A 24396-nucleotide genomic window follows, 5' to 3' on the forward strand; every position below is an offset into this window, starting at 1 on the left:
CTTCATTGATCAGCCACCCGCCGCCTTGATGCTCTGACGGCCAAGAATCGTACGGATCATATGGCTCTGCGGCGCATGTGCCCTTGCCGTGATGGCATCGCGGTGATGGCGTTCAAGGTTGTAGTCCCGGCGCAGGCCGCGATTGCCGCCAAGCTCCAGCGCCAGATCCGTCACCGCCACCGCATTGTCGATCACCACATGGCGAACGGCGAGCGCATCGGTTCCCACCCTCTCGCCCGCATCGACGTCGCGGGCGACGGAGAGAAGGAGGCGCCGGTTCGCCGCCAGCAGCACCTCGATCTGGCCGAGACCTTCCTGAATCCGAGGAATGGAGGACAGGGGTGCGCCAAGGCTTGCCGGAACATGGCCGTTCAGATGGCTCAACAGATCGTCCCGCGCCGAAAGCGCGACACCGTGGTAGACGGAAGCCAGCAGCACGAAGAAATTATAACCATCTGCCTCATCGCGCCGCAGCGGCTCATCCGCCGGCTGTTCGGCAACGACGTCGGCAAGCGGCACCTTCACCTCTTCCAGCACCAGATCATGGCTGGCGGTGGCGTACATGCCGGTCGCTTCCCACGCTTTTTCCTCGGCGATACCAGCCGCATCGAGCGGCACCAGAAGCTGGACGAGGCGCGGCGTCTCTTCCATCGTCACGGCAAGCACGATCGCCCATTTCAGACCCGGCAGGCCGGTGACGAAGCTCTTGCGGCCATTGACCACCCAGACATCGCCCTCGATCCGCGCCGTCGTTTCCGGCAGGCCGCCATGGGCCGGCGAACCGACACCCGGCTCCGCCTGCGCATTGTTCAAAAGCGCCGGCTCCGTGCTATTGGCGGCCAGTACCTTTGCAGCAAGTGCTGCCGGCCACTTGCCACGCCGGATCGCGGCATGAACGCTGTAGTGCATGGCGAGAATGAGAGCGGTCGACGGATCGCCCTTGGCGATGGCCGTAATGACGGCATGGGCCGTTTCCATACCCTCGCCCCAGCCGCCATCCTTTTCAGCCGTGACGAGACCAAGCAGGCCTGATTTGAAAAGCGCCTCGAAATTACCGGCGGCGAATTCGCCGCTCTTGTCGTGGTCCGCAGCCGTCAGGCTGAAATCCCCGGCCAGCGCGGTTGCGATGGCAACGGGATCGGGCCGCTGCGCCGGCGTGTTCGCAACGGCGGAAAGTGCAACGCTCATGCCACCGCCCTTTCATTTGCCGTGACGAAACGATCGTCAATCCAGTCGCCAAGATCGAAGTCGTTTTCAAGGAAGCCCCATTGGTGCAGGAAGTCTTTGTAATGGCCGACAGCGCCAACAAGATCGGCATCGAGGCCGAGACCAAGATGACGGTGAACCTCAGCTCCGTTGGCAGCCAGAACCTGTTCCTCCGTCGCGCCGGCCTCGCGCGCGATGAAACGGCGCGTTTCTTCCGGATGTTGCTCCGCCCAGAGAGAGGCCCTGGCGATGGCGTCAACCAGCCGCTCCACCAGATCGGGGCGCTCATCGGCAAGCCGTCCGTCGACCGTCAGCACCCGGGGCGAACCGGAATTGATGCGTATTTTCGGATCGGCATGAAAACCGAACTCCGCCACCTGCACCGCACCGATCAGGTTCGCGGCGGCAATGCCGGCCGTTCCCTTGATGAAAATCGCATCGACCTCGCCACGCAGCAGCGCGATGATTTCCTCGCCGAAGGATTGCCGGCGCTTCAGGCCGAACAGCGACGGCCCTTCCTGCGAGGCTAGCACCGAATCCTTGATGACAATATCCTTGAGCTCGACATCCTCGACCTTCAGCCCTTCCAGCGAAAGCGCCGAGACGATACCCTTCAGCGCCGTCGCGCGCATGAAATCAACGATGCCCTCCGGCCGGCGCGGCACACCGAAACGGCGGCCGACGAGATCGGCAAGCGAACGGATACCGGTTTCCGGCAGGGTGATGATTGCCTGAAACTCGTCCGTCCAGGTAACCCCGATGAGACGCGTATTGCGCCCTTCCGAGCGGGCGCGGATGGGAGGTACATTGCCGCCGTGGCGGAACGACCATTCCAGCGTGTGGTTGAAATGGCTCTGGCGAACGGAACGGTCAGGCGAATCGATGATGGATTTCAGCGCTATGCCGACCTCCTCGAAGGTCTGCGAAAGATAACCGAGCTGTGCCGCCAGCCCTACTGGGGTGGGCACCGGGCAGCGTGTGTACCAGATTTCAGAAAGTTTCGTGCTCATGGCTTTGGCCTCGATGAAAACGATGGCACCGGAAAGCGATGCTGCGGCGCCTGTCGACTGAAGGGACATCCCGGCCCGCACCAAAGGGCGAGCCGGGTTTGGCGAGACGATCAGGATGCGGCGATATGCGCGAAAGCGAGGCTTCCCGCCACGCCTTCTGCGCCGATGGTGTGATCGGAAATGCGCTTGTTGAAGATGGTAATCTCAGGTGCCGCGACGATGTCGATGGCCGGCACGTCTTCAACCAGGATCTGCTGGATTTCCTTCCATTGCGCGACGCGCTTGTCCGGATCAATCTCGATGGCGGCGGCTTCGAGAAGCGCATCCACCTTGGGATTGCTGTAAGCCGCGCCATTGGAGAAAGGCACGCCCTTCTTGAAGTTCTTGGACCAGTAAAGCCGCTGCACGCCGACGGTCGGATCGAAGAGATTACTCATGCCCTCATAGGCAAAATCGAAATCGCGATCCGTGTAGATGCGCTTGGTATAGGTGGCGAAATCCTGCGTCCGCACCGTCACATCCACGCCGACCTTCGCCAGCGCCTGGCGAATATAGTCCGCACCACGCGGATAGGCTTCGGTGCTCGGCACGTAATCCAGATTGAGCTTGAAACGGATGCCATCCGCGCCGCGCTTGTATCCGGCCTCATCCAGCAGCGCTTCCGCCGCCTTCAGATCGATCGGATAGGTCTTCAGATCATCCACGAACCATTTCGTCAGCTTCGGATTGATCGGGCCGGTGATCGTCGCGCCATAACCGTAATTGACCGTGTTGAAGATGACGTTGCGGTCAATCACATGCGCGAAGGCGCGGCGAACGCGCACGTCCTTGAATACGTCCTTTTCGAGGTTGAATTCCACGCGGCTGATCGAGTTGGTATATTGATAGCCGTTGGTCTCAAAGCCGAGGCTCGGCAGTTCTTTGAGACGGTCGAGATCGCTATAGGCGACCGGCGTGCTGGGGGCGAGATCGATCTCGCCGGTTTCTATGGCAATCGCGCGGGCAGAAGCGTCAGGAATGAAGCGGACGATGAGCTTGTCGAGATAGGGGCGCGGCGCATCCCAATAATCGGCATTGCGCTCGAAAACGATATGGCTGCCGCGCACCCACTCCTTGAACTTGAACGGGCCGGTGCCCACAGGCGCGAGATTGACCGGGTTTTCGGTAACCTTCGTACCCTCATAAAGATGTTTCGGCACGATTGGCGTTTCGGCCGCCGCGAGCGCCGTTATGAGGTACGGCGCGGGTTTGGAAAGAACCAGAACCGCCGTCAGCTCGTCCGGCGTCTCGACAGCAGTGAGGTTCAGGAATGTATTGCGGCCGCGCGGATGCACTTCCTTGATGGTGTTTATGGAGAATGCCACATCGGCGGAAGTGAAGGGCTTGCCGTCATGCCATTTCACGCCGGGCCTCAGCTTGAAGGTATAACGAAGACCATCTGCGCTCACGTCCCATGATTTGGCCAGCAGCGGTTTGGGATTGAGATCGAAACCATAGGTCAGCAGCCCTTCTGTGACCTTGGGCGATATATAGACGGAATTATAAGCCGTGTGCGCGATCGTCGTCAGCACCGGCGGCTCTGACGAGATCAGCAGCGTGGCCGTGCCGCCACGGGCCGGCTCTGCAGCCTCTAGCTTCAGCCCCGGCAATGACACCACGCCAAGCGCCACCGACGCCAGCAGAAATCCACGCCGCGTCGTCTGGTTGAAAACAGTCATGCGATACCCTCTCCTTGATTGAACCGGCGAAAAACCGACAAATCTCAACAGTTGCGCTTAGGAAGAAGTTTGTTCCGCAGACGAGAGCGAGCTTGGCATGAAGAACCAGTCGTTCTCATAAATAGGAATTATCTTTTCTTTATTGCGCTTATTTTCGTAAATTTCAGAAAATAATTCTATTACTCTTTGACAAATTCCATAAAATTAGTCAACTAATACCAACGCCCCAGCGGGGCCGATTTCCTGATTTCACGCTTACGGACTGGAGCCGATGTCGAATTCGAAAAGGATTTTATCGCAGGCGAGGCGGGTGGCCATTCAGGCCATTCCGACGGTTCTCGGTATCGTCATCCTGAACTTTTTCCTGCTGCAGCTGGCGCCGGGCGATGCCGCCGATGTGCTGGCCGCGGAAGCGGGTTCGGCGACGGTCGAGACCATGGCGGAAATCCGCAATCGTTTCGGACTGGACCTGCCGGTTCTGCACCAGCTGATGAATTATCTCGGCAATCTCGCGCAGTTCAGCCTCGGCTTTTCGCCCCGTTACGGTATGCCGGTTGCTGATCTCATCGGCCAGCGACTGCCCGGTACGCTTGCGCTGATGGGAGCAGCGCTTGGCATAGCAATTTTCGTGGGCGTGTTCCTCGGCTCCATCATGGCGCTTTTCTCAGGCAAGCTGCCGGACCGGATCATTTCCATCGGCTCGCTGATCTTTTATTCCGTGCCGGGCTTCTGGATCGGCCTGATGCTGATCCTGACCTTTTCGGTGAAGCTCGGCTGGCTTCCCTCGGGCGGCGACAGCACCATCGGCAGCAGCCTCACCGGTTTTTCCGCCCTGCTGGACCGGTTACGTTACATCGTTCTTCCCGCCCTTTCGCTGGCGCTTTATTTTCTGGCGATCTATGCCCGCCTCACCCGCGCGGCGATGCTGGAAGTGAAATCGCAGGATTATGTGCGCACGGCCCGCGCCAAGGGCGTTTCGCCGATCAGGCTCACCACACGCCATATCCTGCGCAACGCGCTCATCCCCATCACCACCATGGCCGGCATGCACATTGGCGGCCTGCTCGGCGGCGCTGTCGTGGTTGAAACCGTCTTCAGCTGGCCCGGCCTTGGCCGTCTAGCTTTCGAAGCCGTCATGGCGCGCGATTTCAGCGTGCTGCTCGGCATTCTGCTCCTCTCTTCCCTCGTCGTCATCATCGTCAATGCGGCCGTGGACCTGTTGCAGGCATGGCTTGATCCCCGCATCGGAGAAAGCCGATGAATTCCTCCCATACGTCAGCGGTTCTCGACACGGCCGAACTCGGCACTGGAGAGACCAATCCCAAACCGAAAAAGCCGGAAGAAAAGGTCTGGCCCTATATCCACGCACCGGATGCGCTTTCGGCCCGCTCCGTCTCCGTGCCGCGGCGCGGCCTGCGGCGGGAACTGAAGATTTTCCTCACCAATCCCAACGCCATCGTCGGCCTGCTGTTTCTCGCCACCGTCATCATCACCGCACTGATCGCCCCCTTGATCTATCCCGGTGATCCCTTGGAAATGGTGGCCCGCCCGTTCCTCTGGCCCGGCCAGAATGCCGCCTATCCGCTCGGCACCGATTCCATGGGCCGGGATGTTCTGGCCGGCATCGTGCATGGCGCGCGTATCTCGCTCACCGTCGGCGTCGTGGCGACGTTGATCGGGCTCACCATCGGCATCGCCGTCGGCGCCTTCGCCGGTTATTTCGGTGGCGTCATCGACGATATTCTCGTGAAGCTGATCGAAATCTTCCAGACCCTGCCGAACTTCGTGCTGCTCGTCGTGCTCGTCGCCATCGCCCAGCCCTCCGTCACCACGGTCACATCGGCTATCGGCATCATCACATGGCCGCTGGTGGCACGCCTTACCCGCGCGGAATTCCGCGCCATCCGCGAAAAGGACTATGTGCTCGCCGCCCGCAGCCTCGGTTACGGCCATGCGCGGATCGTCTTTCAGGAAATCCTGCCCAACGCGCTGCCGCCTATTATCGTCACTTCCTCCGTCATGGTGGCGGGTGCAATCCTCATGGAAGCAGCCCTTTCCTTCATGGGGCTTGGCGATCCCAACCGCGTCTCCTGGGGATCGATGATCGGGTCCGGCCGCGATGTCATCCGCACCGCCTGGTACCTGACCGCCCTTCCCGGCCTTGCCATCGTCTTCACCGTCATTTCGCTGAACCTCATCAGCGACGGTCTCAACGATGCGCTCAACCCCCGCTTTTCGGAGGAACGCCGATGAGCAAACTGATTGAAGTCCATGATCTGTCCGTCAGCTTCGGCTCGGCCCAGCCTGTCAAAGGCGTCAGTTTCGATGTCAGCCCGGGCGAGATGCTGGCAATCGTCGGCGAAAGCGGCTCCGGTAAATCCCTGACAGCGCTCGGCCTGATCGGCCTCCTGCCATCACACGCCAAGACCGGCGGGCGGGTTCTGCTCGAAGGCCGCGAGCTGCTACCGCTTTCCGAGCGGCAATGGCGCGGCATTCGCGGCCGCGATATCGGCATGATCTTTCAGGAGCCGATGACCTCACTGAACCCGGTTTTGACGGTCGGCGAGCAGATCATCGAGGTACTGCGCATCCACGAAAAGATCGACCGGCACCAGGCGCGCAAACGTGCCATCGAGCTTCTGGAACTGGTCAATATTCCCGATGCCCCCCGCCGTGTGGATGATTATCCGCACCAGCTTTCCGGCGGCATGCGCCAGCGTGTCATGATCGCCATCGGCGTCGCCTGCAATCCGAAACTGCTGATCGCCGACGAGGCAACGACGGCGCTCGACGTGACGATACAGGCGCAAATCCTGCAACTGCTCGACAATCTGCGCCGCGATCTCAACATGGCCGTCATTCTCATCACCCACGATCTCGGCATCGTGGCGCAATGGGCGGACCGGGTGATGGTCATGTATGCCGGCCGCAAGGTGGAAGAGGGATTGCCGGAACCGGTTTTCTCCAATCCCTACCATCCCTATACGCGCGGCCTGCTTGCCGCCTCGCCGCGCGCGGAAGACGGCCAGCATTATCGCGATGGGCCGCTCATTGAAATTCCAGGCTCCATCGTTTCCGCCACGGGGGAACGCGGCTGCGCCTTCCGACCGCGCTGTCCGAGCGCCCGCGGCTTTTGCGGGCAATTCGTACCGCCGCTGAGGCAGGTTTCGGAAGGCCGTTACGCTGCCTGCCCCTTCGTTGCTCCCACATCCCAGGAGGTGCCCGATGGCGCTCTTGTCAGTGCATAGCCTGTCCACCCACTATTCGGGAGGGCGCGGCACCGTGCGCGCCGTCGATGACGTCTCGCTCGATATCGAGGCTGGCGAAACCGTCGCGCTGGTGGGCGAATCCGGCTGCGGCAAGTCTTCGCTCGGCAAGTCGCTGATGCGTCTGGTTGAGCCATCTTCCGGCCGGATCACCTTCAAGGGCGCCGACGTCACGGCAATGACATCGTCCGAACTGCGCGGCATCCGCCGCCGCATCCAGATGATCTTTCAGGACCCCTTCGCCTCGCTCAACCCGCGCCAGACCGTGCGCACCATTCTGACCGGGCCGCTGAAGGTGCACGGTATCGGAGACCGGGCGCGCCAGCGGGAAATCGTCGAAGCCATCGTCACGCAGGTCGGTCTGCCGGCGGATTCGCTCGACCGGTATCCGCATGAATTTTCCGGCGGCCAGCGCCAGCGCATCGGCATTGCCCGCGCGCTGGTTCTGGAACCGGAACTGGTGGTCTGCGACGAGCCGGTTTCAGCGCTCGATCTGTCGATACAGGCGCAGATTCTCAACCTTCTGGTGGAGATGAAGAAGCGGCTTTCGCTCTCCTATCTCTTCGTTTCCCACGATCTGTCCGTGGTGCGTTATTTCTCCGACCGCGTGCTGGTCATGTATCTTGGCAAGATCGTGGAAAGCGCACCGACATCGGAACTCTGGGCCTCACCCAAACACCCCTATACCCGCGCGCTTCTCGCAGCCGTTCCCGATCCCGCGCGCCGCAAGCAGGCAGCCCCCATTTCCGGCGATCTGCCGAGCCCGCACGATCCGCCATCCGGCTGCCGGTTTCACACCCGCTGCCCGCTCGCCACCGATCTCTGTCGCGAAAAAGCGCCGGATTACACCCTCTTCGGCAAGAACCACGCCGTGGCCTGCCACCATGCCCAATAAACTGAAGGAGCAACCATAATGGTCGACTATCGCTATCTCGGACGCAGCGCGCTGAAAGTGTCACCGCTGAGCCTCGGCACGATGATGTTCGGAGGCCCGACGCCGGATGACGTGGCCTTCCGCATCATCGACAAGGCGCGCGAGCAGGGCATCAACTTCATCGACACAGCTGATGTCTATCACGACGGCAAGTCGGAAGAAGTCGTCGGCCGCGGCATCAAGGCCAATCGCGATCACTGGGTTCTGGCAACGAAATTCGTCAATTCCCACACCAAGGGCCCCAACCTCGGTGGGCATTCCCGGAAGTGGGTGATCGAGACCGTCGAGAATTCGCTGCGCCGTCTCAACACCGACTATATCGATATCCTCTATTTCCACCGCGCCGTCTTCGATGCGCCGCTGGAAGAGCCGGTGCGCGCCATCGCCGATCTCATCCATGCAGGCAAGCTGCGTTACTTCGGCGTGTCGAATTTCCGCGGCTGGCGCATCGCTGAAATTTCGCATCTGGCCGACCAGCTCGGCATCGACCGGCCCGTTGCCAGCCAGCCGCTCTACAATATCGTCAACCGCACGGCGGAAGCCGAACAGCTGCCGGCCGCCAACCATTATGGCCTTGGCGTGGTGTCCTATTCACCGCTCGCACGCGGCGTGCTGACAGGCAAATATCAGCCGGGCGAACAGCCGGGCGCCGATACCCGCGTCGGCCGTGGCGACAAGCGTGTTCTGGAAACGGAATGGCGTCCGGAATCGGTCGAAATCGCCCAGAAGGTCGCGGCCCATGCCGCATCGAAGGGCGTTTCGGCGGCGGATTTTGCGCTCGCCTGGGTGCTGAACAACAAGTTCGTCACCGCCGCGATCACCGGCCCGCGCACCGAGGAGCATTGGGACGGTTACGTCCGTGCGCTCGATGTGAAGATCGATGCGGAAGATGAGGCGCTTATCGATAGCCTCGTCACGACAGGCCATCCCTCGACGCCGGGCTTCAACGATCCGAGCCACCCCGTCGAAGGCCGCGTGCCGCGCAATCTCGAACCGGCACACCGCCCGGCGCTCAAGCCGCGCGCGGTCGCCTGATCGTCCAGAAGTACAAATGCCTGCGGCGCGACCGCGCCGCAGGCCTTCACATCCGCTCAGGGAAAACCGCAATGTCCAATCCGAAACTGCAGACAACCACCACCGACAATGCCGGCGTGCCGAGCCGGGACGAGATTCTGGCCCGGGCAAAGGACATTGCGGCTATTGCGGCAAAGGATGCCGCCCGTCGCGAACGCCAGCGGGAACTTCCCTTCGACATCTTCGCCCTTATCAAGGAGGCGAAGATCGGCACGCTGCGCGTTCCCGAAGCCAAGGGCGGCCCGGGCGGCTCGATTTCGGACTACATCGAGGTGCTGATGATCCTTGGCGAAGCCGACAGCAATATTCCGCACGCACTTCGCAGCCATTTCAATTTCACCGAGAACCTCGCTCTCTCCCCCATCGAACTGGAGGACCGGCGGCATCTCGAACATGTCCTCGCCGGCAAGCTCTTCGCGGGCGCCAGCACCGAACAGGGCACCAAGCGCCCCGGCGAAATCACCACGCGTCTCAGCGCCGATGGTGAGCGTTATCGCCTTAACGGCCGCAAATGGTATGCGACCGGCACGGCCTTTGCCGATTTCGGCACCTTCAGCGCCATCGGTGACGACGGCCAGCCGATCGGCGTGCTCATTCCGCTCGATCGCGCCGGCATCACCATTCTCGACGACTGGGACAGCATGGGCCAGCGCATGACGGCAAGCGGCGGCGTCCTGCTGGAAAATGTCGAAGTGCTGCCGCATGAGCTGACGGCCCGCAAGCTCGGCAGCCAGATCGGCCGCCACAGCTCGGCCATGCGGCAGCTGCACCTTGCCGCCTCCGCCGCCGGCGCCGTTCAGGGCGCGCTCAAGGACGGCGTCGATTATGTCTTGCGGCAGGCGCGCACCACGCTCCACAGCAGCGCGGAAACAGCCAATCAGGATCCCTTCGTGCAGAAGATGCTCGGGGAAATCAGCGCCGGCGCTTTCGCCGTCAAGACCCTGATACGTGAAGCGGCCAGAACGCTCGACCGCAGCGCCATCGCGTTTGCCACCGGCGACGAAGAGGCCATAGAGGCAGCCCTGCTGGAAGGCTCGCTCGCCACCGCCCGCACCCAGATCATCGCCTCGCAGCTTTCGCTGACGGTCGCCACCAATCTCTACGAACTTGGCGGCGGCTCGGCGACGTCAAGCGATCGGAATTTCGATCGCCACTGGCGCAACATCCGCACCGTCTACAACCACAACCCGCTTGCCCACAAGGCGCGTGTCATCGGTGATTATTACCTCAACGGCACCACGACGCACCTTAGGGAAGGCCGGGTATTCTGACCATGCCGGAGGTCCAGGCGGCAAAGGAGAAACAGCAATGAGAACGGAGTTTGTCGCTCCCGCCGGGAGCCGGACGGCTTTTCGCCTGCCGACACTTTCCCGGCTGCCGCCGCTGACGGCCTTGCGCGCCTTTGTCGTGGCCGCCCGCCACGCCAGCTTCTCGCGGGCGGCGGAGGAACTGCATGTATCAACCGCTGCCATCGGCCAGCAGGTCCGCATTCTCGAAACCCATCTCGGCCAGCCGCTTTTCAGCCGCCAGCGCGGAGAGTTGCTGCTGACTGATGCCGGCAGCGCGCTTTATCCCGGCCTTGCGGATGCCTTCGAGACCATGATCGGCAGCCTTTCCGACCTGATGGTTTCGAACGCCCGACCGCAGCTGAAGGTTCTGGCCGAGGGCTGCTTTGCCGCCCGCTGGCTGGCACCGCGGCTGGGAAATATCGTTCCGGCGCTGGGAGACGTCGAGCTTTCCATCGAATCCCTTGATGGTGAAACCATCGACCTCACCCATTTCGACGCCGATTGCGCGATCGTCGCTACTTCTGCGCAAATTCCGGGTTTCATCCATGAGCCACTTTTCACCGACACGGTCAGCGCCGTCTGTACTCCGGACTTCGCAGCCCGCCATGGGCTTGCAGGCGAACCGGAGCGATTGCGGGATCTCGGTTTTGCGATGCTGCGCGGCAATGGTCTGGACCCGGCATTCGAATGGGCAAACTGGCTTCGCGCCTGCCGCATTCCACTCCGGCTGTCGGCGACGGGTCCGCGTTTTTCACGCCAGACCGCACTGATAGAAGCGATCTCCTCCGGCCACGGCATCGGTCTTGTGCGTCACTCGCTGATTTCCGAAGGCCTGAAAACCGGGCGCCTGATCGCCCCCTTCGGCGCGCCACAGCCGACCGCCAGCCGTTATCACCTGTTGACCAGTCCTGACAGGCGGCGGCTGCCGGAGGTTGCATCTCTACTCGCTTTGTTGCGCGAGGATATGCACTCTCTTGAGGCCGCCGCCTGAACACGCCCGTCCCACCTCAGGCGCGTTCCCTTTGCAACTCTCTGGCCGCGTAAATGTTCTCCGGTCGGGGCAGGCCATAGTGGTCACGCAGCGTATCACCCTCATATTCCTCGCGGAACAGACCACGCCGTTTCAGGATCGGAACCACCTCGTCCACGAAGATATCGAACCCGCCGTTCAGCCAGGGCGGCATGATGTTGAAGCCGTCGGCCGCGCCCTCACGGAACCAGGTTTCTATCCAATCCGCCACCTGTTCCGGCGTTCCGGAAATCACCTTGTGCCCGCGTCCGCCGGCAAGCCGGTGCAGCAATTGCCGGATCGTCGGGTTCTCCCTGTCGATGACGTCGAGAACCAGTTGATGGCGGCTGCTATCCGCCTGCGCCCGCGTCGACTCGACTGCCTCTTTCGGCAAAGGCTTGTCGAGATCGGCGGATGAGAGATCGATGCCGGTGATGCGCTGCAATTGCTTGAGCGAAAAGGCCGGCTGGATGAGATCGTTGAACGAAGCCTCCAGCTTGCGCGCCTCCTCTTCCGTGGAGGCGATGAAGGGGCTGATGCCCGGCAGGATTTTCACATGGGCGGGGTTACGCCCGGTGGCTGCAACCCGCCGCTTGATATCGGAGTAAAAAGACCGCGCACTCTCCAGAGTCTGATGCGCGGTAAAGATCGCTTCGGCATAATGGGCGGCAAAGCCGCGCCCTTCCTCCGAAGAGCCGGCCTGCACGTAAACCGGCCGTCCCTGCGGTGAACGGGGCACGTTCAGCGCGCCGCGCACCCGGTAAAATTCGCCGTCGTGATTGGCGGGATGGATGCGGTCGGTCTCGGCAAACAGACCGCTCTCCTTGTCTGCGACGATGGCGTCATCTTCCCAGCTATCCCAGAGCTTCGTTACCACGTCGACAAATTCAATGGCCTGACGGTATCGATCGGCATGCGGCGGGTGCTTCTGGAGGTTAAAGTTGCCGGCCGCAGCATCGGCCGAAGTCGTCACGATGTTCCAGCCCACGCGGCCGCCGCTGATATGATCGACCGAAGCGAACAGCCGGGCGAGATTATACGGCTCATAATAGGTAGTGGACGCCGTGGCGATGAAGCCGATTTTTTCCGTGACGGCGGCGAGAGCCGAAAGCATGGTGATAGGCTCCAGCCGGTGGCGGGCGGCATAGCGGATATTGGCGTCCAGCACCGGCGCATCGGCAAAGAAGATGGCGTCCAGCTTTGCTGCCTCGGCCTTGCGGGCAATATCCTGATAGAGCTTTATGTCGGTGACGCGGTGGGGCTCCGAGTCCGGATGCCGCCAGGCCGCCTCATGATGTCCGCCCGGATAGATGAACGCATTGAGAACCAGCTTTTCGGATTTTCTGCTCATGGAAATGACCTCTTCTTCGCTCTACGAACCGAAAGGTGAGGAGGCTCACGCCTCCTTCGTCACCCAGGCCTTGGCGAGATTGCCGCTCAGCCCCTCCGCCCCGGTCGCATAATCCTTGATGCGAACGCTGCCGACGACCGGCTGGATGGGTGAGACCAGATTGATGACGGGAAGATCCTTGGCGACAACGGCCTGAAATTCCTTGAAGAAGGCGGCGCGCTTCTCGATGTCAGGCTCCACCGCCGCCGCTTCCAGCAGCCGGTCGACTTCCGGATTGGCGTAATGGCTGGCATTCGAGAACGGCAGGCCGATCTTGAAATTCTTGCTCCAGTAGACACGCTGCACGCCGGCCGTCGGATCGAAGGTATTGGAGAGGGATTCCACCGAAAGATCCCAGGCGCGGTCGGTATAAACGACCTTCACATAGGTGCCGAAATCGAACTTCTGGATATCCGCCTCGATGCCAATCTTCGACAGCGCCTGCGCGATGAAATCCGAATAGGTCTGCGGATTGAACGGGTTGGTGGTGACCCTGAGCTTGAAGCGCTTGCCGCCGTCCTTGCGCGGAAAGCCTGCCTCATCCAGCAATTTTTCCGCCAGCGCTATATCGAATTTGGCAAAACCGATATCGGAATTGTGGAACTTCGCAAGGCCGGGGCTGATCGGCGTCGGCGACGGCACGGCATAACCGTAAAGCACGGTATCGATGAGCGCCGGAACATCAATGGCATGGGCAATCGCCTGCCTGACCTTCAATTCCTTCAGATATTCGTTCTCAAGATTGATCACCAGCTGGTTCTGCTGGCCGGCATAGGCATAGATGCGGTCATCCACTTTCAGCGTCGGGATGGATTTCAGCCGTTCCAGATCGGCAAGAGCCACCGGGTTGGGGCCAATGTCGCCTTCCCCGGTTTCCAGCGCCGCCGCGCGTGCGCCCGCATCATTGATGAGGCGGATGATGACGCGGTCGAGATAAGGGCGCGGTGCATCCCAGTAATCGGCATTTTTCTCCAGCAGAATATGGCTGCCCGGCACCCATTCCTTCAGCACGAAGGGACCGCTACCGATGATCTGCGCCGGCTTCGGATTATCAGTCGGTTTGAAGGTCTCGAAGATGTGCTTCGGCACAACAGGCGATTCCGAGGAGGCGAGCGCCGTGATCAGACCCGGCGCCGGCTTGGAAAGTTTCACCTTCGCAACAAGCGGATCGGAGGTATCGACGCTCTCGACATTTGCGAAAGTCGCCCGGCCACGCGGATGGGCCTCCTTCAGCCGCAGGATGGAAAATGCCACATCCGCCGATGTCACCGGTTTGCCATCATGGAATTTCGCCTTTGGCTGCAGGTGAAAGACATATTCCAGCCCGTCGGCCGAAACGCTCCATTCCCTGGCAAGGCTCGGCTTGGGCGAAAGCTCGTAGTCATAGGTCAGAAGCCCGTCATAGATCTTCGAGCCGATGAATTGCGGGCCGCCCGCGCTCGTATTGATGGCCACAAGCTGGGTCGGCTCGGGAAAATAAACAATCTTGAGTGTGCCGCCCGAAACCGGCTCTTCGGCGGCGGCAAAAGAACCGCCCGGAAGCGCCACGAATGCGCCGGCGGCAAGTGCAATTTTATGAAACTGGCGTCGGGAAAAGGTCATGTCTGTCTCCGAAAAAATCCGATATGCGAGGTGCGGCAGCTTAATGCAGCTGCGGGAACCCGTGGCGCTCGGCGAGGATTTGCAAAATACGTTTGGTGTCCTGAATGAAGTGCGTGTCGCCCCTTGCGGTCGCGTCACCGGGTGCATCCCCAGCAAAGATGAGCAGCGGCAGCGACTGGTTTTCCTCACCCACGGCGGCGATGACCGCCTCGCGCGGGCGCTGAAAATCGACTCGGTGGATATCGATGCCGGCGGCAAGATCCGGAAAGGCGGCAAGCAGACCTTCGATCTGGTTACAATGCGGGCAGACGAAGCGGACACCGGGGTGCTTTGGGTCCTCAAAACCGGGGGCAATCAAAAAAAGCGTATCCTTGGCCATGGCGTCCATCATTTGCGGTGAGATTTCCAGCGCACAGTGCAGGCGGCCAAAGCGTGGGTCCAGAAAGCAATTCTTGCTTTGAGACGAAGAATTCCTTTGCGCTAAATTATTGATGAAACTTATTTTTTCGAAATTTCCACTGGTGACATCGCCGTTTCGGCCGACATGTTTCATGCGCAAAGTTTTTCTCGAAAACGGGCGTGCCGCGCGAAGGCGCAAAAAGGATGGAGGGCGAATTTCGACAATAAAAAACCCGGCAGAATTGCCGGGTTAATGTTGATGATCGCAGACCCCCTCTTCCGTCACGCCGGGCTTGACCCGGCCTCCAGCCACGGCGCATCTGTGCCGTGAAGAAAGTCTCTCGCGATCAAGGACTTGAGCGGGCTGGATCCCGGATCCAGTCCGGGGTGACGGAGTTTGGATGAAAACGCTCACTCCTTCTTCCAGGCCGTCGCCAGATCCCCATAGGCAATGTCGATGGTCGTCACGAGGGACTGCAGACTGGTGTTGCGTAAAATGACTGTCGGCAGGGCGACGATCGAGAAATTCGGCAGATCGTCCCCGGTGATTTTCTGGATGTCGTGAAACTGCCCGGCCCGCTTCGTTTCATCGACCTCGATGGCAGCAGCACGGAAGAGATCATCCACCTTGGGGTTGTTGTAGTGGGCGGCGTTGACATAGGGAGCGGGGTTCTTGATGCCATCGGACCAGTAGAGGCGCTGCACGCCCGCCGTCGGATCGAACAGCCGGCTGATGCCGTTCACCGTCAGGTCAAAACCGCGCTCCGTATAAACGCGCTTAATGAAGGTGGCGAGATCGCCTTCGACGATATCCACCTTCACGCCCAGTTTGCCGAAGGATGAACGCAGATATTCGGAGGTCTTGCGGAAGACGTCTGACGGCAGGAAGGCAAGCCGCAGCGAAAAGCGGGTGCCATCCGCGCCCTTCGGATAACCGGCCTTGTCCAGCAACTCATTCGCTTTGGCGAGATCAAAGGGATAGGTGAAGGGCTTTTCGTCATTATAGGCAGTGAAGACCGCCGGGATGTTTGAACCGGCTGGTTTGGCCGTTCCGAAAAAGATGGCATCGTTGATGAAATCGCGATCAACGGCATGGGCCAGTGCCTGCCGGACTTCCTTCTTCGCGAGGATCGGGTTCTCCAGATTGAACTCGAATATGGCGGCGTTGTTGAGATAGGCGTCGGTATAGACCTCCACCGCAAGTTTCGGATTCTGCCGCAACCGCTCCAGATCGCTGTAGGAGACATCGGCGGTGTAATCCGCCTCACCGGTTTCGACCGAAATGGTGGTGGAGGCCGCATCGGCGACGAAGCGCGCCACGAAACCGTCGAGATAGGGCAGATCGGCCTGCCAGTAATTCGGGTTCTTCTTCAGCTTCACATAGCTGCCGCGTTTCCATTCCTCAAACACGAAGGGGCCGGTGCCGACAGGCGCGTTGCCGTTCGGGCTCTCATTGTATTTTTCCGAGGTATAGGCATGAGCCGGCAGAATGGGCGTTTCGCCGCCCGTCAGCGCCCTCAAGAGATAGGGTGCGGGTTTGGAAAGCACCACCACGGCCGTCAGTGGATCGGGCGTTTCGATATCGGCAACATTGGCAAAGGTGATGCGTCCGCGCGGGCCAACCTTCTTGAAGGCCAGCAGGGAAAATTTGACGTCCTGCGACGTGAAATCCTTGCCATCATGCCATTTGACGCCCTTGCGCAGCTTGAAAGTGTAGCGCAGCCCATCGGCTGATGTTTCCCAGCTTTCGGCCAGAACCGGATGCGGTTTGAACTCGCTGTCGAACCGTACCAATCCTTCGAGGATTTTCGTGGAGATGGCGCGGGTTCGTGTGTTGGAATCGGAAAGCGGCACCAGCGTCGTCGGCTCGCCAAGGCCTGCAAGGGTAACGATCCCGCCTTTCTTCGGCGTTTCCGCCGCCAGCACCGGCAAGGACGGCAGGAGCATGGCCCCGGCAAGGGCAGCACTCAGAAGCAATGTCTTACGTCTTGTAATATCCATGGATGTTTCCTCTTGCAGACTTGTTTTTAAAATTTTCAGGCAGCCCTCAGCCGGGTCTCCACCAGCCGGGCAAACAAGGTGGCGCCGACGGGCAGGATGTCGTCGTCAACGATAAAACCAGGATTATGGGCGGGCACGGTGCCGGAATGACCGAGGGTGAAAAATGCGCCGGGTGCGTGTTTCAGGAGATCGGCGAAATCCTCGCTGCCCATGAAGCGGCCGGGTTCCGTGGAAACGCGCTCATCTCCCAAAACCTCGCGCGCCACGCCGGCGACGATATCCACCGATGCGTCATCATTGGTCAGGACCGAGAATATGTCGCGAATCTCCACCTCGGCGGTAAGGCCATGGGCGGCAGCAACGTGATCCGAGATGGTGCGGATGCGCTGCCTTATGGTTTCGCGCACGCTGTCGGAGAAGGCCCGCACCGTCCCGGCAATCGCCGCCGTTTCGGGAATGACATTATAGGCTGATCCCGCCTCGATACGCGTGATCGACAACACGGCGGGATCGGTCGGCGACACGTTTCGGCTGACAATGGTCTGCAGCGCCTGGATCAGTTCGCCCGTCGCCGGAACCGGGTCGCGAGAGACATCGGGATGCGCAGCGTGAGCGCCCCTGCCCTTCAACCGGATATCGAAGAAATCCGCTCCTGCCAGAATGGTGCCCGGCGAAACCTTCAGGTGATTGGGCGCGGCATGGGTGGAATTGTGCAGCCCGTAAATCTCGTCAACGGGAAAATCCTTGAACAGCCCGTCGGCAATCATGGCGCGTGCGCCGCCCAGCCCTTCCTCGGCCGGCTGGAAAATGAACACCACCGTACCGGCAAAATCCCGGGTTTCCGCCAGATAGCGGGCGGTGCCGAGCAGGATGGTGGTGTGCACATCATGCCCGCAGCCGTGGAACTTTCCGGGATAGACGGACGCATAGGGCAGACCGGTTTCCTCCGGCATCGGCAGGGCATCCATATCGGCCCGCAGCCCGATGGAGCGGTTGCCTGCATGCCGGCCGCGCAACACACCGACCACACCGGTCTTGCCATAACCGCGATGGACCTCGATGCCCCAGGAAGCGAGCTTTTCGGCGACGATGCCGGAAGTGCGCACCTCCTCGAAACCGATTTCGGGATGCTGGTGCAGATCGTGGCGGATGGAGACAAGTTCGGGAACATAAGTCCCGATCCGATCAAGGATTTTAGGAGCAGGCGTTTTGATGGGATCGACGGCGATATTCACGGTATCTCCTCAGGGCAAAAAATATCGTTTTCGCAATCGGGCGATTGCGAAGGGTTGGCTTCGGATATGGAAAATCAGGGCTGGAAAGACGTCAGAGCCTCAGGCCAGCCTCCTTCATCAAGGGCAGAATGCGCTCGGCGAAATAGTCGAGGTCTTCGCGGAAATCGTAGAAATTGAGCTGAACGCCATCGATCCCTGCCTTTTTCAGACCGACAAGCTGCTCGACCACCTGCTCGGGCGAACCGATGATTTCGATATTACCGCCGAGATTGCGCCCCTGCTTGTGGCGCGCATCGCCGCGTCCGCGCCAGGCATGGGCATCGCTGTCATAATTATTGGTGGCGAAGGCGCGGGTGCCGGGCTGCGGTTTTCCGGCCTCGATGGCATCGGCATAGGCTATCGCTTCCTTCTTCGTGTCGCGGCTGACGATGATCGGATTGATGATCGTCTTCACCTGCCGGCCATAGGCTTTGGCGCGGTTCTTGACGGTGGCGACATGATCGGGAAGCGTTTCGAGCGCACTGTCTATATGCGCACCACCTGGCGAGGTGACGAAAACCAGATCGGAATGACGGGCGGCGAAATCGATACCAGCGGGCGAACCGGTCGCCGTCACCAGCGGCGGGCGGCCAAAGGCGGGCTTCGGCGTGATCCAGCCATTGTTGATCGCCCAGGGATTGAGCTTGCCTTCATAGGAGAAGTTTTCTGTTTCGCCCCACAGGCGATGAAGCACATCGAACAATTCTCCGGCCATATCGTAACGCTTGTCATGGTCGATGCGCTGCCAGCCGAACATTTCATGCTCAACGGCGCGGTGGCCGGTGACGATGTTGATGCCCCATCGTCCTTTGGCAATGTGATCCAGCGTCGCGCCATATTTGGCGAGATGCAGCGGATGCAGAGGCCCATAGAGCACATGGATGGTGGAGATCAGCAAAATGCTCTTCGTGACCGCCGCCATGGCGCCGAGCGCAATGAAGCTGTCGAGCGAGGATTCGCCATCATAACCACCCTTGGGCAGCCATTGCGTTCGGCTGAAAGCAATTTCGAAACCAAGCTCTTCCGCACGCTTCACCAGTTCGACGTTGTAATCGAAGGTCCAGCTGTTGCTGGTCGGCAGGCTGGAGAAATTGATGTCCTGCAGATTGAGGAACAGGCCCAGCATCAGCGGCTGCTTCGCCGCGCGGCTGAGCGGGCTGTCGTCGAAATCGGCCGGGCTTTTCAGTTCAAGACCTTTCAGCTCGGGACCTTCGGGCAATGGAACAGTCAGCGCCATGTCTTTTCTCCCTCGGAATTGCCGCCCTGCGGGGCGGTCGCCGCCAGCCGGGCGCGCAGATAATCTTCGACGCCGCGGGGCAGCCGGTCCGTAATCTGGTGGATGGTATCGGTGACCGATGCGGCGAGACCTTCGCGGATGAGCTCTCCGAATTCACCGATCGCCGTCTGTTCAAACGCACCGAGATGGGGCGGAAGGGCCGGGGCGGCATGATGGGAAATCCCGACAGGGCGATGCAGGATACGCGCCGCGATGCGGGCGATTTCCAGCGCCGTCAGGGCTTCGCCGCCAGTCAGCACAAAAGTACCGGAAACCGGCGCGCTTGATGTCAGGGCGTGAACGGCGACATCGGCAATATCATCGGCATCAATGAAGGAGACGGCCGCATCGCCAAAGCGGGCGGGCACATCCTCCCCCTTGCGCAGCGCGGCGACAACGGGCTCCAGCGCAACCTGCATCCAGGCGTTCGGCCGCAGCACCGCATGCGCGATGCCGCTTGCGGCCAGATGCTGTTCCACCTCTGCATGGGCCGCCCCCGAAATGGAGCGTGCGGCATTTTTAATGGTCCAGTCGGAACCGGATATTTTCACGATCCGCGACACACCGGCGGAAAGAGCGGCATCGATGACCGCCTTCTGGTCCGCCGCCAGCGTCTCTCCGATGGGGGAAAGCAGGAACAACCGGTCTATTCCCCGCACAGCTTCTTTCAGGCTGGCAGGATCGGAAAAATTGCCTTCCGAAATATCGACCCTGTCGCCCCAGAGCTTCAGCGCATCTTCTCGCCGGCGGGTCAGCACGCGAACCTCTGCGTGATTTTGCAAAAGACGGCTGACGACCCGTTGCCCGAGCTTGCCGGTTGCACCTGTCACAAGAATGGTGGATGCCATGGCTCCCTCACTTTCCGGCGCTGTGTTGCGTGGCGTCTTGCAGTAAAGAAAGGGCGCGTGGATCAGCCCATTCCTGCGCGTCGAAATCTTCGGGGATGAATTTCCATTCCAGCAGGAAATCCTTGAAGTGGCTGAGCGCATCCAGCTCGGTCGGATCGAGATCAAGCCTCAGATTGCGATGCACATCCGCCCCATTCGCAGCCAGAACCGCCTCCTCGCTGACGCCGATCTCGCGGGCGATGAAACGCACGGCTTCGGCCCGATTGTCATTTGCCCATTGGGCGACACGCTGAACCGTAGCCACCAGTTCCGCCACCAGATCGGGCCGCTCATCGGCAAAGGTGGCGTCCACCGTTAAGGGACGCGGGGTGCCGTTGTTGATGCGGATTTTCGGATCGGGGTGAAACCCCGTCGACACCACGACCTGCGCGCCGATGAGATTGGCGACGGTGACGCCTTCCGCTCCCTTGACGAAAAACGCGTCGATCTGGCCCCGGTGCAGCGCTGCAATTTCTTCGCCATAGGGAAGCCGCCGGCGCAGACCGTGAAACCGCTCATCCGCTGGGCCGAGCAACACCGGTTCTTTAGCCGTGAGATCGACAAGCTCGACCTCCGCGACGGAGAGACCCGAGACCGTCAGCGCCGACACGATGCCCTTGAGCGATGTGGCGCGCTGGAAATCGATGGTTTCGTTCGGGCGCTTCGGCAAACCGATGCGCCGCCCCTTCAGGTCGCTGCCCTTGCTTATCCCGCTTGCGGGCAAGGCAATGACGGCCTGGAACTCATCGGTTCTCGTCAGCCCCACCAGCCGGGTTTTCCGGCCACCGGATTTCGCCCAGATCGGCGGGATATTGCCGCCCTGACGGAAGGACCAGTCCAGACGATGGTCGAAATGGCTCTGGCGAATGGCCGGGTCGGCCGCATCACGAATGGAGGAAACGGAGATGCCATGGGTGGCGAAACTGTCCTCAATCCAGCCGAGTTGCGCCGCGATGGAAAGCGGGGTGGGCGCCGGGCAGCGTGTATACCACACGGTTACGGGTTGGGTTACCTGGCGAAGGGCGGCATCAGCCATGGCGTTCGTCCTCGAAATTGCGATCTGAACGGCACGCTACACGTCGTGAGATATTTTCTATAGATAAAGTGTACTATTTCAGGTGCGATTGAGGAAATTCGTTTCCATCTTGTCACGTCTTCACCGGGATGACGGAATATCCTTTCGATGGTGGCCGGATTTCGGGTCGGATCATCGCCCGGACTCTATCCGCTCTTTAAGTCCACTGCAGCTTGGCTGCCGTACTGATGAAAGTTTTTCTTCTCCGAGCAGCAAGGATTTTTAACTCGCGGGCCGAACCCCGGCTGTTACGCTTTCATGCAATTGCACCGGCCGTGGCCGGAAATCCCAGCAGACCGAGAAGAAAAAGTAAAAGCATGAGCAAGACCAAACGCCGGCTCAATCTCAATGTCGGCATCAACACGACCGGATACCTCGCCAACGCCTGGAAATACCGGAGCGGAGATCGGCACGACATCAACGAGATCGGATATTACCGGCGGCTGACGGAACTGGCCCACAAGGGCCGTTTTGACGCCGTTTTCCTTTCCGACCATCCCGCATTGCTGACCGACCCGGCAAGCCGGCCGTTTCACACCATCGATCCGCTCATTCTCTCCACATCGCTTGCCGCGCAGGTGCCGGATATCGGCTTTGTGGCAACGATATCCTCCACCTATAACTCGCCCTATAACTTTGCCAGACGGACCCAATCCATCGATCTCGTCACCGGCGGACGGCTGATCGTCAACATCGTCTCCTCCTTCAATCCCAATGTCGCCGCCAATTTCGGCAACGACCCGCTGCCGCCGCGCAACGAGAGATATGCCAAGGCCACCGAATTTCTCGATGTTGCAAAAAAACTCTGGTCGAGCTGGGATCCGCGCCGCGAAGGCGAGGTGCCGGAAGAGCGTTTCTGGGATGCGGCGACGGCCGAAACCATCGATCACGAGGGGCAATATTTCCATGTAAAAGGGCCGCTCAATGTTCCGCGCGGACCACAGGGGCATCCCGTCATCGCGCAGGCCGGCGCCTCCGAAGGTGGCATCGATCTCGCCGCACGCCATGGCGAGATCATCTATTGCAACATATTGTCCCGGCCGGCGGGCCAGGCCTTCGGCAAAAAGGTCCGCGACCGCGCTGCCTCCCTCGGCCGCGATCCCTCCGGCATCCGCATCGTTCCCGGCCTCGTTGTCATTCTCGGCGAGACCCGGGAGGAAGCGTTGCGCAAACACGAGCTATACAGTGGAGCCGGTTCGGAAGACGGGCTGCTGGCGCGTTTCGCCAGGGAAAACGGCATTGATCCCCGCGATTTTGATCCCGATGCAAAGCTCGATGCAGAGCGTTTCATCCCGGACCAGAACCGGCAGTGGGCGGTGGGCATGGGGCTTGGCCTTTCCGACCTTTTGACCCACGAAAAGCTCACAGCCCGCGAGGCCGTACGCCGTTCGGAGGGACACCACCGGTTGCTACTCGGCACGCCAGAAGATGTGGCGGATGGCATTATCGATCTCTGGCAGGATGGCACGGTGGACGGCTACACCCTGCAGCCGCCGCGCGCGCCAGACGATATTGCTGAATTTGTCGAAAAGGTCGTGCCGGTGCTGCAGGATCGCGGTGTTTACCCGCGCGAATACGAAGGCGCGACAATACGCGACCGCTATGGCCTGCCCTATCCCGACTGAATAGGATGTGGCGCAGGTAAAGCGCCACACGTCCATCTATCGCCGCTTCCCGCTGGAAGCGGGAGTGGCGGGAACGGGAAATATTATTGGCCGGTCACCACTTTCAAAACGGGCCGCCCGCCGGAAAGCTGCGGCAGGACGGAAGCGAAATCCGTGACGATCTGGCGATAATCTTCCGGCTGGAACTCATAGGGTAGTTCAAGACGGAACTCCGAGACGAGCGGCAGAACGGGATCGCGCGACAGTTTCTCCAGAATTTCGTCCGTCGTCCCAACGATATCGGGCAGGAAAAGCGTGCGGCGCGCGCCATGCGCCGTGGTCGTACGCTTGTCGCGCTCGGCGGCGAATTCCTCGTAACGGCGGCGGGTCGCGGGGCTGGCGCTATCCGTCGGCAGGATCACGCGCCCGAGAGCAACACGCGGTTGACGCTCATGCGCCCATTCCTGCCGGAAGCGGGCAACGAGAGCAGCCTGCGCAATCAGAAAATCATCGGTATTTTCACCGCTGACGATATTGCCCGTCAGAAGATTGAACCCTGCCTTGCCCGCCCAGCGGGCGGAATTCTGAGATCCGCCGCCATACCATAACCGATCCGACAACCCTTCGGCGACGGGCCGCAGGCGCGGCACCTGCGCACCGGCCGCATTGCCCGCTTCCGTCTCGCTGGACAGCGGTTCCGATCTCAGAGCCCTCGCCAGCTTTTCGGCGCGGGCATGGCTGTAATCCGCATCGGGAACCGTATCGACATAATCCGAAATCAGATGGGCGAAGGGCGGTGCGCCCACGGAAACCCCGACATTCAGCCGCCCACGCGACAGCACATCCACGGTGGCCAGATCTTCCGCCAGCCTGAAGGGATTTTCGTAACCAAGCTGAATGACGGCGGTGCCTAATCCGATCCGCTTAGTGCGCTGCGATGCCGCTGCAAGAAAAGTGGCCGCCGAGGAAACGCCCCGTTCCAGGTGGCGCTGGCGAACCCAGGCGCTGTGATACCCCAGCGCCTCCCCGGCTTCAAAAAGCTGCAGGGTTTCTTCCAGCCCCTGCGCCGGATCGTCGTCCTGATAATTGCCGGGCACGAGAAAAGCAAAGTGGGAGATATGGGAAAGGGGCATGGTTGTGCATCCGGAAACGAGTGTTGAAGCTCAGCGGCGCAGACGCAGCCATCCTTGTTGCGGGACAGCCGTTCAATGCGGCGCATGCTCACGCAGAATGCATGATGACAGGCACGGCTGGCACGGCATGTTCGTTTATAGTCCCGGTCATTGTTGAAAGATCATTGCGCGATTTAATAGTCTACTAAAATTATAGATTAATCTCGGATAGCATAGGCCGCGCCCACCCGATTTTCTTCTGCGAAGCGG

The 24396-nt window shown here is 60.6% G+C and carries 20 protein-coding genes; 8 read left to right on the top strand and 12 right to left on the bottom strand.

Going from position 1 to position 24396, the window contains the following annotated elements; genetic code table 11:
• Positions 1 to 9 precede the first annotated feature (9 nt).
• The 3 genes from AC5I5B_RS10520 to AC5I5B_RS10530 form a co-directional block, all read right to left on the bottom strand.
• Positions 10 to 1188, bottom strand: a complete 1179-nt coding sequence (locus tag AC5I5B_RS10520) for an acyl-CoA dehydrogenase family protein (protein ID WP_111833861.1) — start codon at positions 1186 to 1188, stop codon at positions 10 to 12.
• Entirely contained in the window at positions 1185 to 2216 is a 1032-nt protein-coding gene (locus AC5I5B_RS10525) for an ABC transporter substrate-binding protein (protein ID WP_111833929.1), read from the bottom strand. Before AC5I5B_RS10525 ends, AC5I5B_RS10520 begins: the two co-directional genes overlap by 4 nt.
• A 110-nt stretch (positions 2217 to 2326) precedes the next feature.
• A complete protein-coding gene (locus tag AC5I5B_RS10530; RefSeq protein WP_020808992.1) occupies positions 2327 to 3934 on the bottom strand; it encodes an ABC transporter substrate-binding protein in 1608 nt (535 codons plus the stop codon).
• A 271-nt stretch (positions 3935 to 4205) separates the two neighbouring features.
• Between AC5I5B_RS10530 and AC5I5B_RS10535 the strand changes: the two genes are divergently transcribed.
• The 7 genes from AC5I5B_RS10535 (at position 4206) to AC5I5B_RS10565 (ending at position 11488) form a co-directional block, all read left to right on the top strand.
• Positions 4206 to 5195, top strand: a complete 990-nt coding sequence (locus tag AC5I5B_RS10535; protein WP_020808993.1) for an ABC transporter permease — start codon at positions 4206 to 4208, stop codon at positions 5193 to 5195.
• Positions 5192 to 6187: an ABC transporter permease gene (locus tag AC5I5B_RS10540; RefSeq protein WP_111791662.1), complete on the top strand. Its 996-nt coding sequence runs from the start codon at positions 5192 to 5194 to the stop codon at positions 6185 to 6187. The genes AC5I5B_RS10535 and AC5I5B_RS10540 overlap by 4 nt, the downstream gene beginning before the upstream one ends.
• Entirely contained in the window at positions 6184 to 7182 is a 999-nt protein-coding gene (locus AC5I5B_RS10545; RefSeq protein ID WP_111833862.1) for an ABC transporter ATP-binding protein, read from the top strand. Before AC5I5B_RS10540 ends, AC5I5B_RS10545 begins: the two co-directional genes overlap by 4 nt.
• Entirely contained in the window at positions 7160 to 8095 is a 936-nt protein-coding gene (locus AC5I5B_RS10550; RefSeq protein ID WP_003506918.1) for an ABC transporter ATP-binding protein, read from the top strand. The genes AC5I5B_RS10545 and AC5I5B_RS10550 overlap by 23 nt, the downstream gene beginning before the upstream one ends.
• A gap of 18 nt (positions 8096 to 8113) precedes the next feature.
• Positions 8114 to 9169: an aldo/keto reductase gene (locus AC5I5B_RS10555; RefSeq protein WP_060724862.1), complete on the top strand. Its 1056-nt coding sequence runs from the start codon at positions 8114 to 8116 to the stop codon at positions 9167 to 9169.
• A gap of 71 nt (positions 9170 to 9240) precedes the next feature.
• Positions 9241 to 10479, top strand: a complete 1239-nt coding sequence (locus AC5I5B_RS10560; RefSeq protein ID WP_129566199.1) for an acyl-CoA dehydrogenase family protein — start codon at positions 9241 to 9243, stop codon at positions 10477 to 10479.
• 37 nt (positions 10480 to 10516) lie between these two features.
• Positions 10517 to 11488: a LysR substrate-binding domain-containing protein gene (locus tag AC5I5B_RS10565; protein ID WP_080864820.1), complete on the top strand. Its 972-nt coding sequence runs from the start codon at positions 10517 to 10519 to the stop codon at positions 11486 to 11488.
• Positions 11489 to 11504: 16 nt separating this feature from the next.
• Here AC5I5B_RS10565 and AC5I5B_RS10570 read toward each other — a convergent pair whose 3' ends face one another.
• From AC5I5B_RS10570 to AC5I5B_RS10605, 8 genes are all read right to left on the bottom strand, one after another.
• Positions 11505 to 12857, bottom strand: a complete 1353-nt coding sequence (locus AC5I5B_RS10570) for an LLM class flavin-dependent oxidoreductase (RefSeq protein WP_020813158.1) — start codon at positions 12855 to 12857, stop codon at positions 11505 to 11507.
• 45 nt (positions 12858 to 12902) lie between these two features.
• On the bottom strand, positions 12903 to 14498 hold the full coding sequence (locus AC5I5B_RS10575; RefSeq protein WP_003506927.1) for an ABC transporter substrate-binding protein: 1596 nt from the start codon (positions 14496 to 14498) through the stop codon (positions 12903 to 12905).
• Positions 14499 to 14538: 40 nt separating this feature from the next.
• Positions 14539 to 14889: a DUF3088 domain-containing protein gene (locus AC5I5B_RS10580; protein ID WP_003506929.1), complete on the bottom strand. Its 351-nt coding sequence runs from the start codon at positions 14887 to 14889 to the stop codon at positions 14539 to 14541.
• Between the two features lie 419 nt (positions 14890 to 15308).
• Positions 15309 to 16898 carry an ABC transporter substrate-binding protein gene (locus AC5I5B_RS10585; RefSeq protein ID WP_060724867.1) on the bottom strand — a complete coding sequence of 530 codons (1590 nt, stop codon included), beginning with the start codon at positions 16896 to 16898 and terminating at the stop codon, positions 15309 to 15311.
• Between the two features lie 35 nt (positions 16899 to 16933).
• Positions 16934 to 18133 (bottom strand): M20 aminoacylase family protein, encoded by a 1200-nt coding sequence (locus AC5I5B_RS10590; protein WP_112293274.1) that lies wholly within the window; start codon positions 18131 to 18133, stop codon positions 16934 to 16936.
• 91 nt (positions 18134 to 18224) lie between these two features.
• Positions 18225 to 19409, bottom strand: a complete 1185-nt coding sequence (locus AC5I5B_RS10595) for an LLM class flavin-dependent oxidoreductase (RefSeq protein WP_111833868.1) — start codon at positions 19407 to 19409, stop codon at positions 18225 to 18227.
• Positions 19400 to 20296, bottom strand: coding sequence for an NmrA family NAD(P)-binding protein (locus AC5I5B_RS10600; protein WP_111833869.1), 897 nt, complete (start codon positions 20294 to 20296; stop codon positions 19400 to 19402). The genes AC5I5B_RS10595 and AC5I5B_RS10600 overlap by 10 nt, the downstream gene beginning before the upstream one ends.
• A gap of 7 nt (positions 20297 to 20303) precedes the next feature.
• Entirely contained in the window at positions 20304 to 21371 is a 1068-nt protein-coding gene (locus tag AC5I5B_RS10605; RefSeq protein WP_111833870.1) for an ABC transporter substrate-binding protein, read from the bottom strand.
• Positions 21372 to 21727: 356 nt separating this feature from the next.
• Between AC5I5B_RS10605 and AC5I5B_RS10610 the strand changes: the two genes are divergently transcribed.
• Positions 21728 to 23035, top strand: coding sequence for an NtaA/DmoA family FMN-dependent monooxygenase (locus tag AC5I5B_RS10610; protein ID WP_020813150.1), 1308 nt, complete (start codon positions 21728 to 21730; stop codon positions 23033 to 23035).
• Between the two features lie 83 nt (positions 23036 to 23118).
• On the opposite strand, the gene AC5I5B_RS10615 is transcribed toward AC5I5B_RS10610, so the two are convergent.
• Entirely contained in the window at positions 23119 to 24147 is a 1029-nt protein-coding gene (locus tag AC5I5B_RS10615; protein WP_060724872.1) for an LLM class flavin-dependent oxidoreductase, read from the bottom strand.
• Positions 24148 to 24396: the final 249 nt, after the last annotated feature.

The sequence above is a fragment of the Agrobacterium sp. genome, from assembly GCF_059499945.1.

Coding starts and splice junctions, on each gene's coding strand:
- AC5I5B_RS10610 (WP_020813150.1), top strand. CDS start 21,728: ATGAGCAAGACCAAACGCCGGCTCAATCTCAATGTCGGCATCAACACG.
- AC5I5B_RS10580 (WP_003506929.1), bottom strand. CDS start 14,889: ATGATGGACGCCATGGCCAAGGATACGCTTTTTTTGATTGCCCCCGGT.
- AC5I5B_RS10550 (WP_003506918.1), top strand. CDS start 7,160: ATGGCGCTCTTGTCAGTGCATAGCCTGTCCACCCACTATTCGGGAGGG.
- AC5I5B_RS10525 (WP_111833929.1), bottom strand. CDS start 2,216: ATGAGCACGAAACTTTCTGAAATCTGGTACACACGCTGCCCGGTGCCC.
- AC5I5B_RS10600 (WP_111833869.1), bottom strand. CDS start 20,296: ATGGCATCCACCATTCTTGTGACAGGTGCAACCGGCAAGCTCGGGCAA.
- AC5I5B_RS10585 (WP_060724867.1), bottom strand. CDS start 16,898: ATGGATATTACAAGACGTAAGACATTGCTTCTGAGTGCTGCCCTTGCC.
- AC5I5B_RS10560 (WP_129566199.1), top strand. CDS start 9,241: ATGTCCAATCCGAAACTGCAGACAACCACCACCGACAATGCCGGCGTG.
- AC5I5B_RS10545 (WP_111833862.1), top strand. CDS start 6,184: ATGAGCAAACTGATTGAAGTCCATGATCTGTCCGTCAGCTTCGGCTCG.
- AC5I5B_RS10615 (WP_060724872.1), bottom strand. CDS start 24,147: ATGCCCCTTTCCCATATCTCCCACTTTGCTTTTCTCGTGCCCGGCAAT.
- AC5I5B_RS10570 (WP_020813158.1), bottom strand. CDS start 12,857: ATGAGCAGAAAATCCGAAAAGCTGGTTCTCAATGCGTTCATCTATCCG.
- AC5I5B_RS10535 (WP_020808993.1), top strand. CDS start 4,206: ATGTCGAATTCGAAAAGGATTTTATCGCAGGCGAGGCGGGTGGCCATT.
- AC5I5B_RS10575 (WP_003506927.1), bottom strand. CDS start 14,498: ATGACCTTTTCCCGACGCCAGTTTCATAAAATTGCACTTGCCGCCGGC.
- AC5I5B_RS10540 (WP_111791662.1), top strand. CDS start 5,192: ATGAATTCCTCCCATACGTCAGCGGTTCTCGACACGGCCGAACTCGGC.
- AC5I5B_RS10605 (WP_111833870.1), bottom strand. CDS start 21,371: ATGGCTGATGCCGCCCTTCGCCAGGTAACCCAACCCGTAACCGTGTGG.
- AC5I5B_RS10530 (WP_020808992.1), bottom strand. CDS start 3,934: ATGACTGTTTTCAACCAGACGACGCGGCGTGGATTTCTGCTGGCGTCG.
- AC5I5B_RS10520 (WP_111833861.1), bottom strand. CDS start 1,188: ATGAGCGTTGCACTTTCCGCCGTTGCGAACACGCCGGCGCAGCGGCCC.
- AC5I5B_RS10595 (WP_111833868.1), bottom strand. CDS start 19,409: ATGGCGCTGACTGTTCCATTGCCCGAAGGTCCCGAGCTGAAAGGTCTT.
- AC5I5B_RS10565 (WP_080864820.1), top strand. CDS start 10,517: ATGAGAACGGAGTTTGTCGCTCCCGCCGGGAGCCGGACGGCTTTTCGC.
- AC5I5B_RS10555 (WP_060724862.1), top strand. CDS start 8,114: ATGGTCGACTATCGCTATCTCGGACGCAGCGCGCTGAAAGTGTCACCG.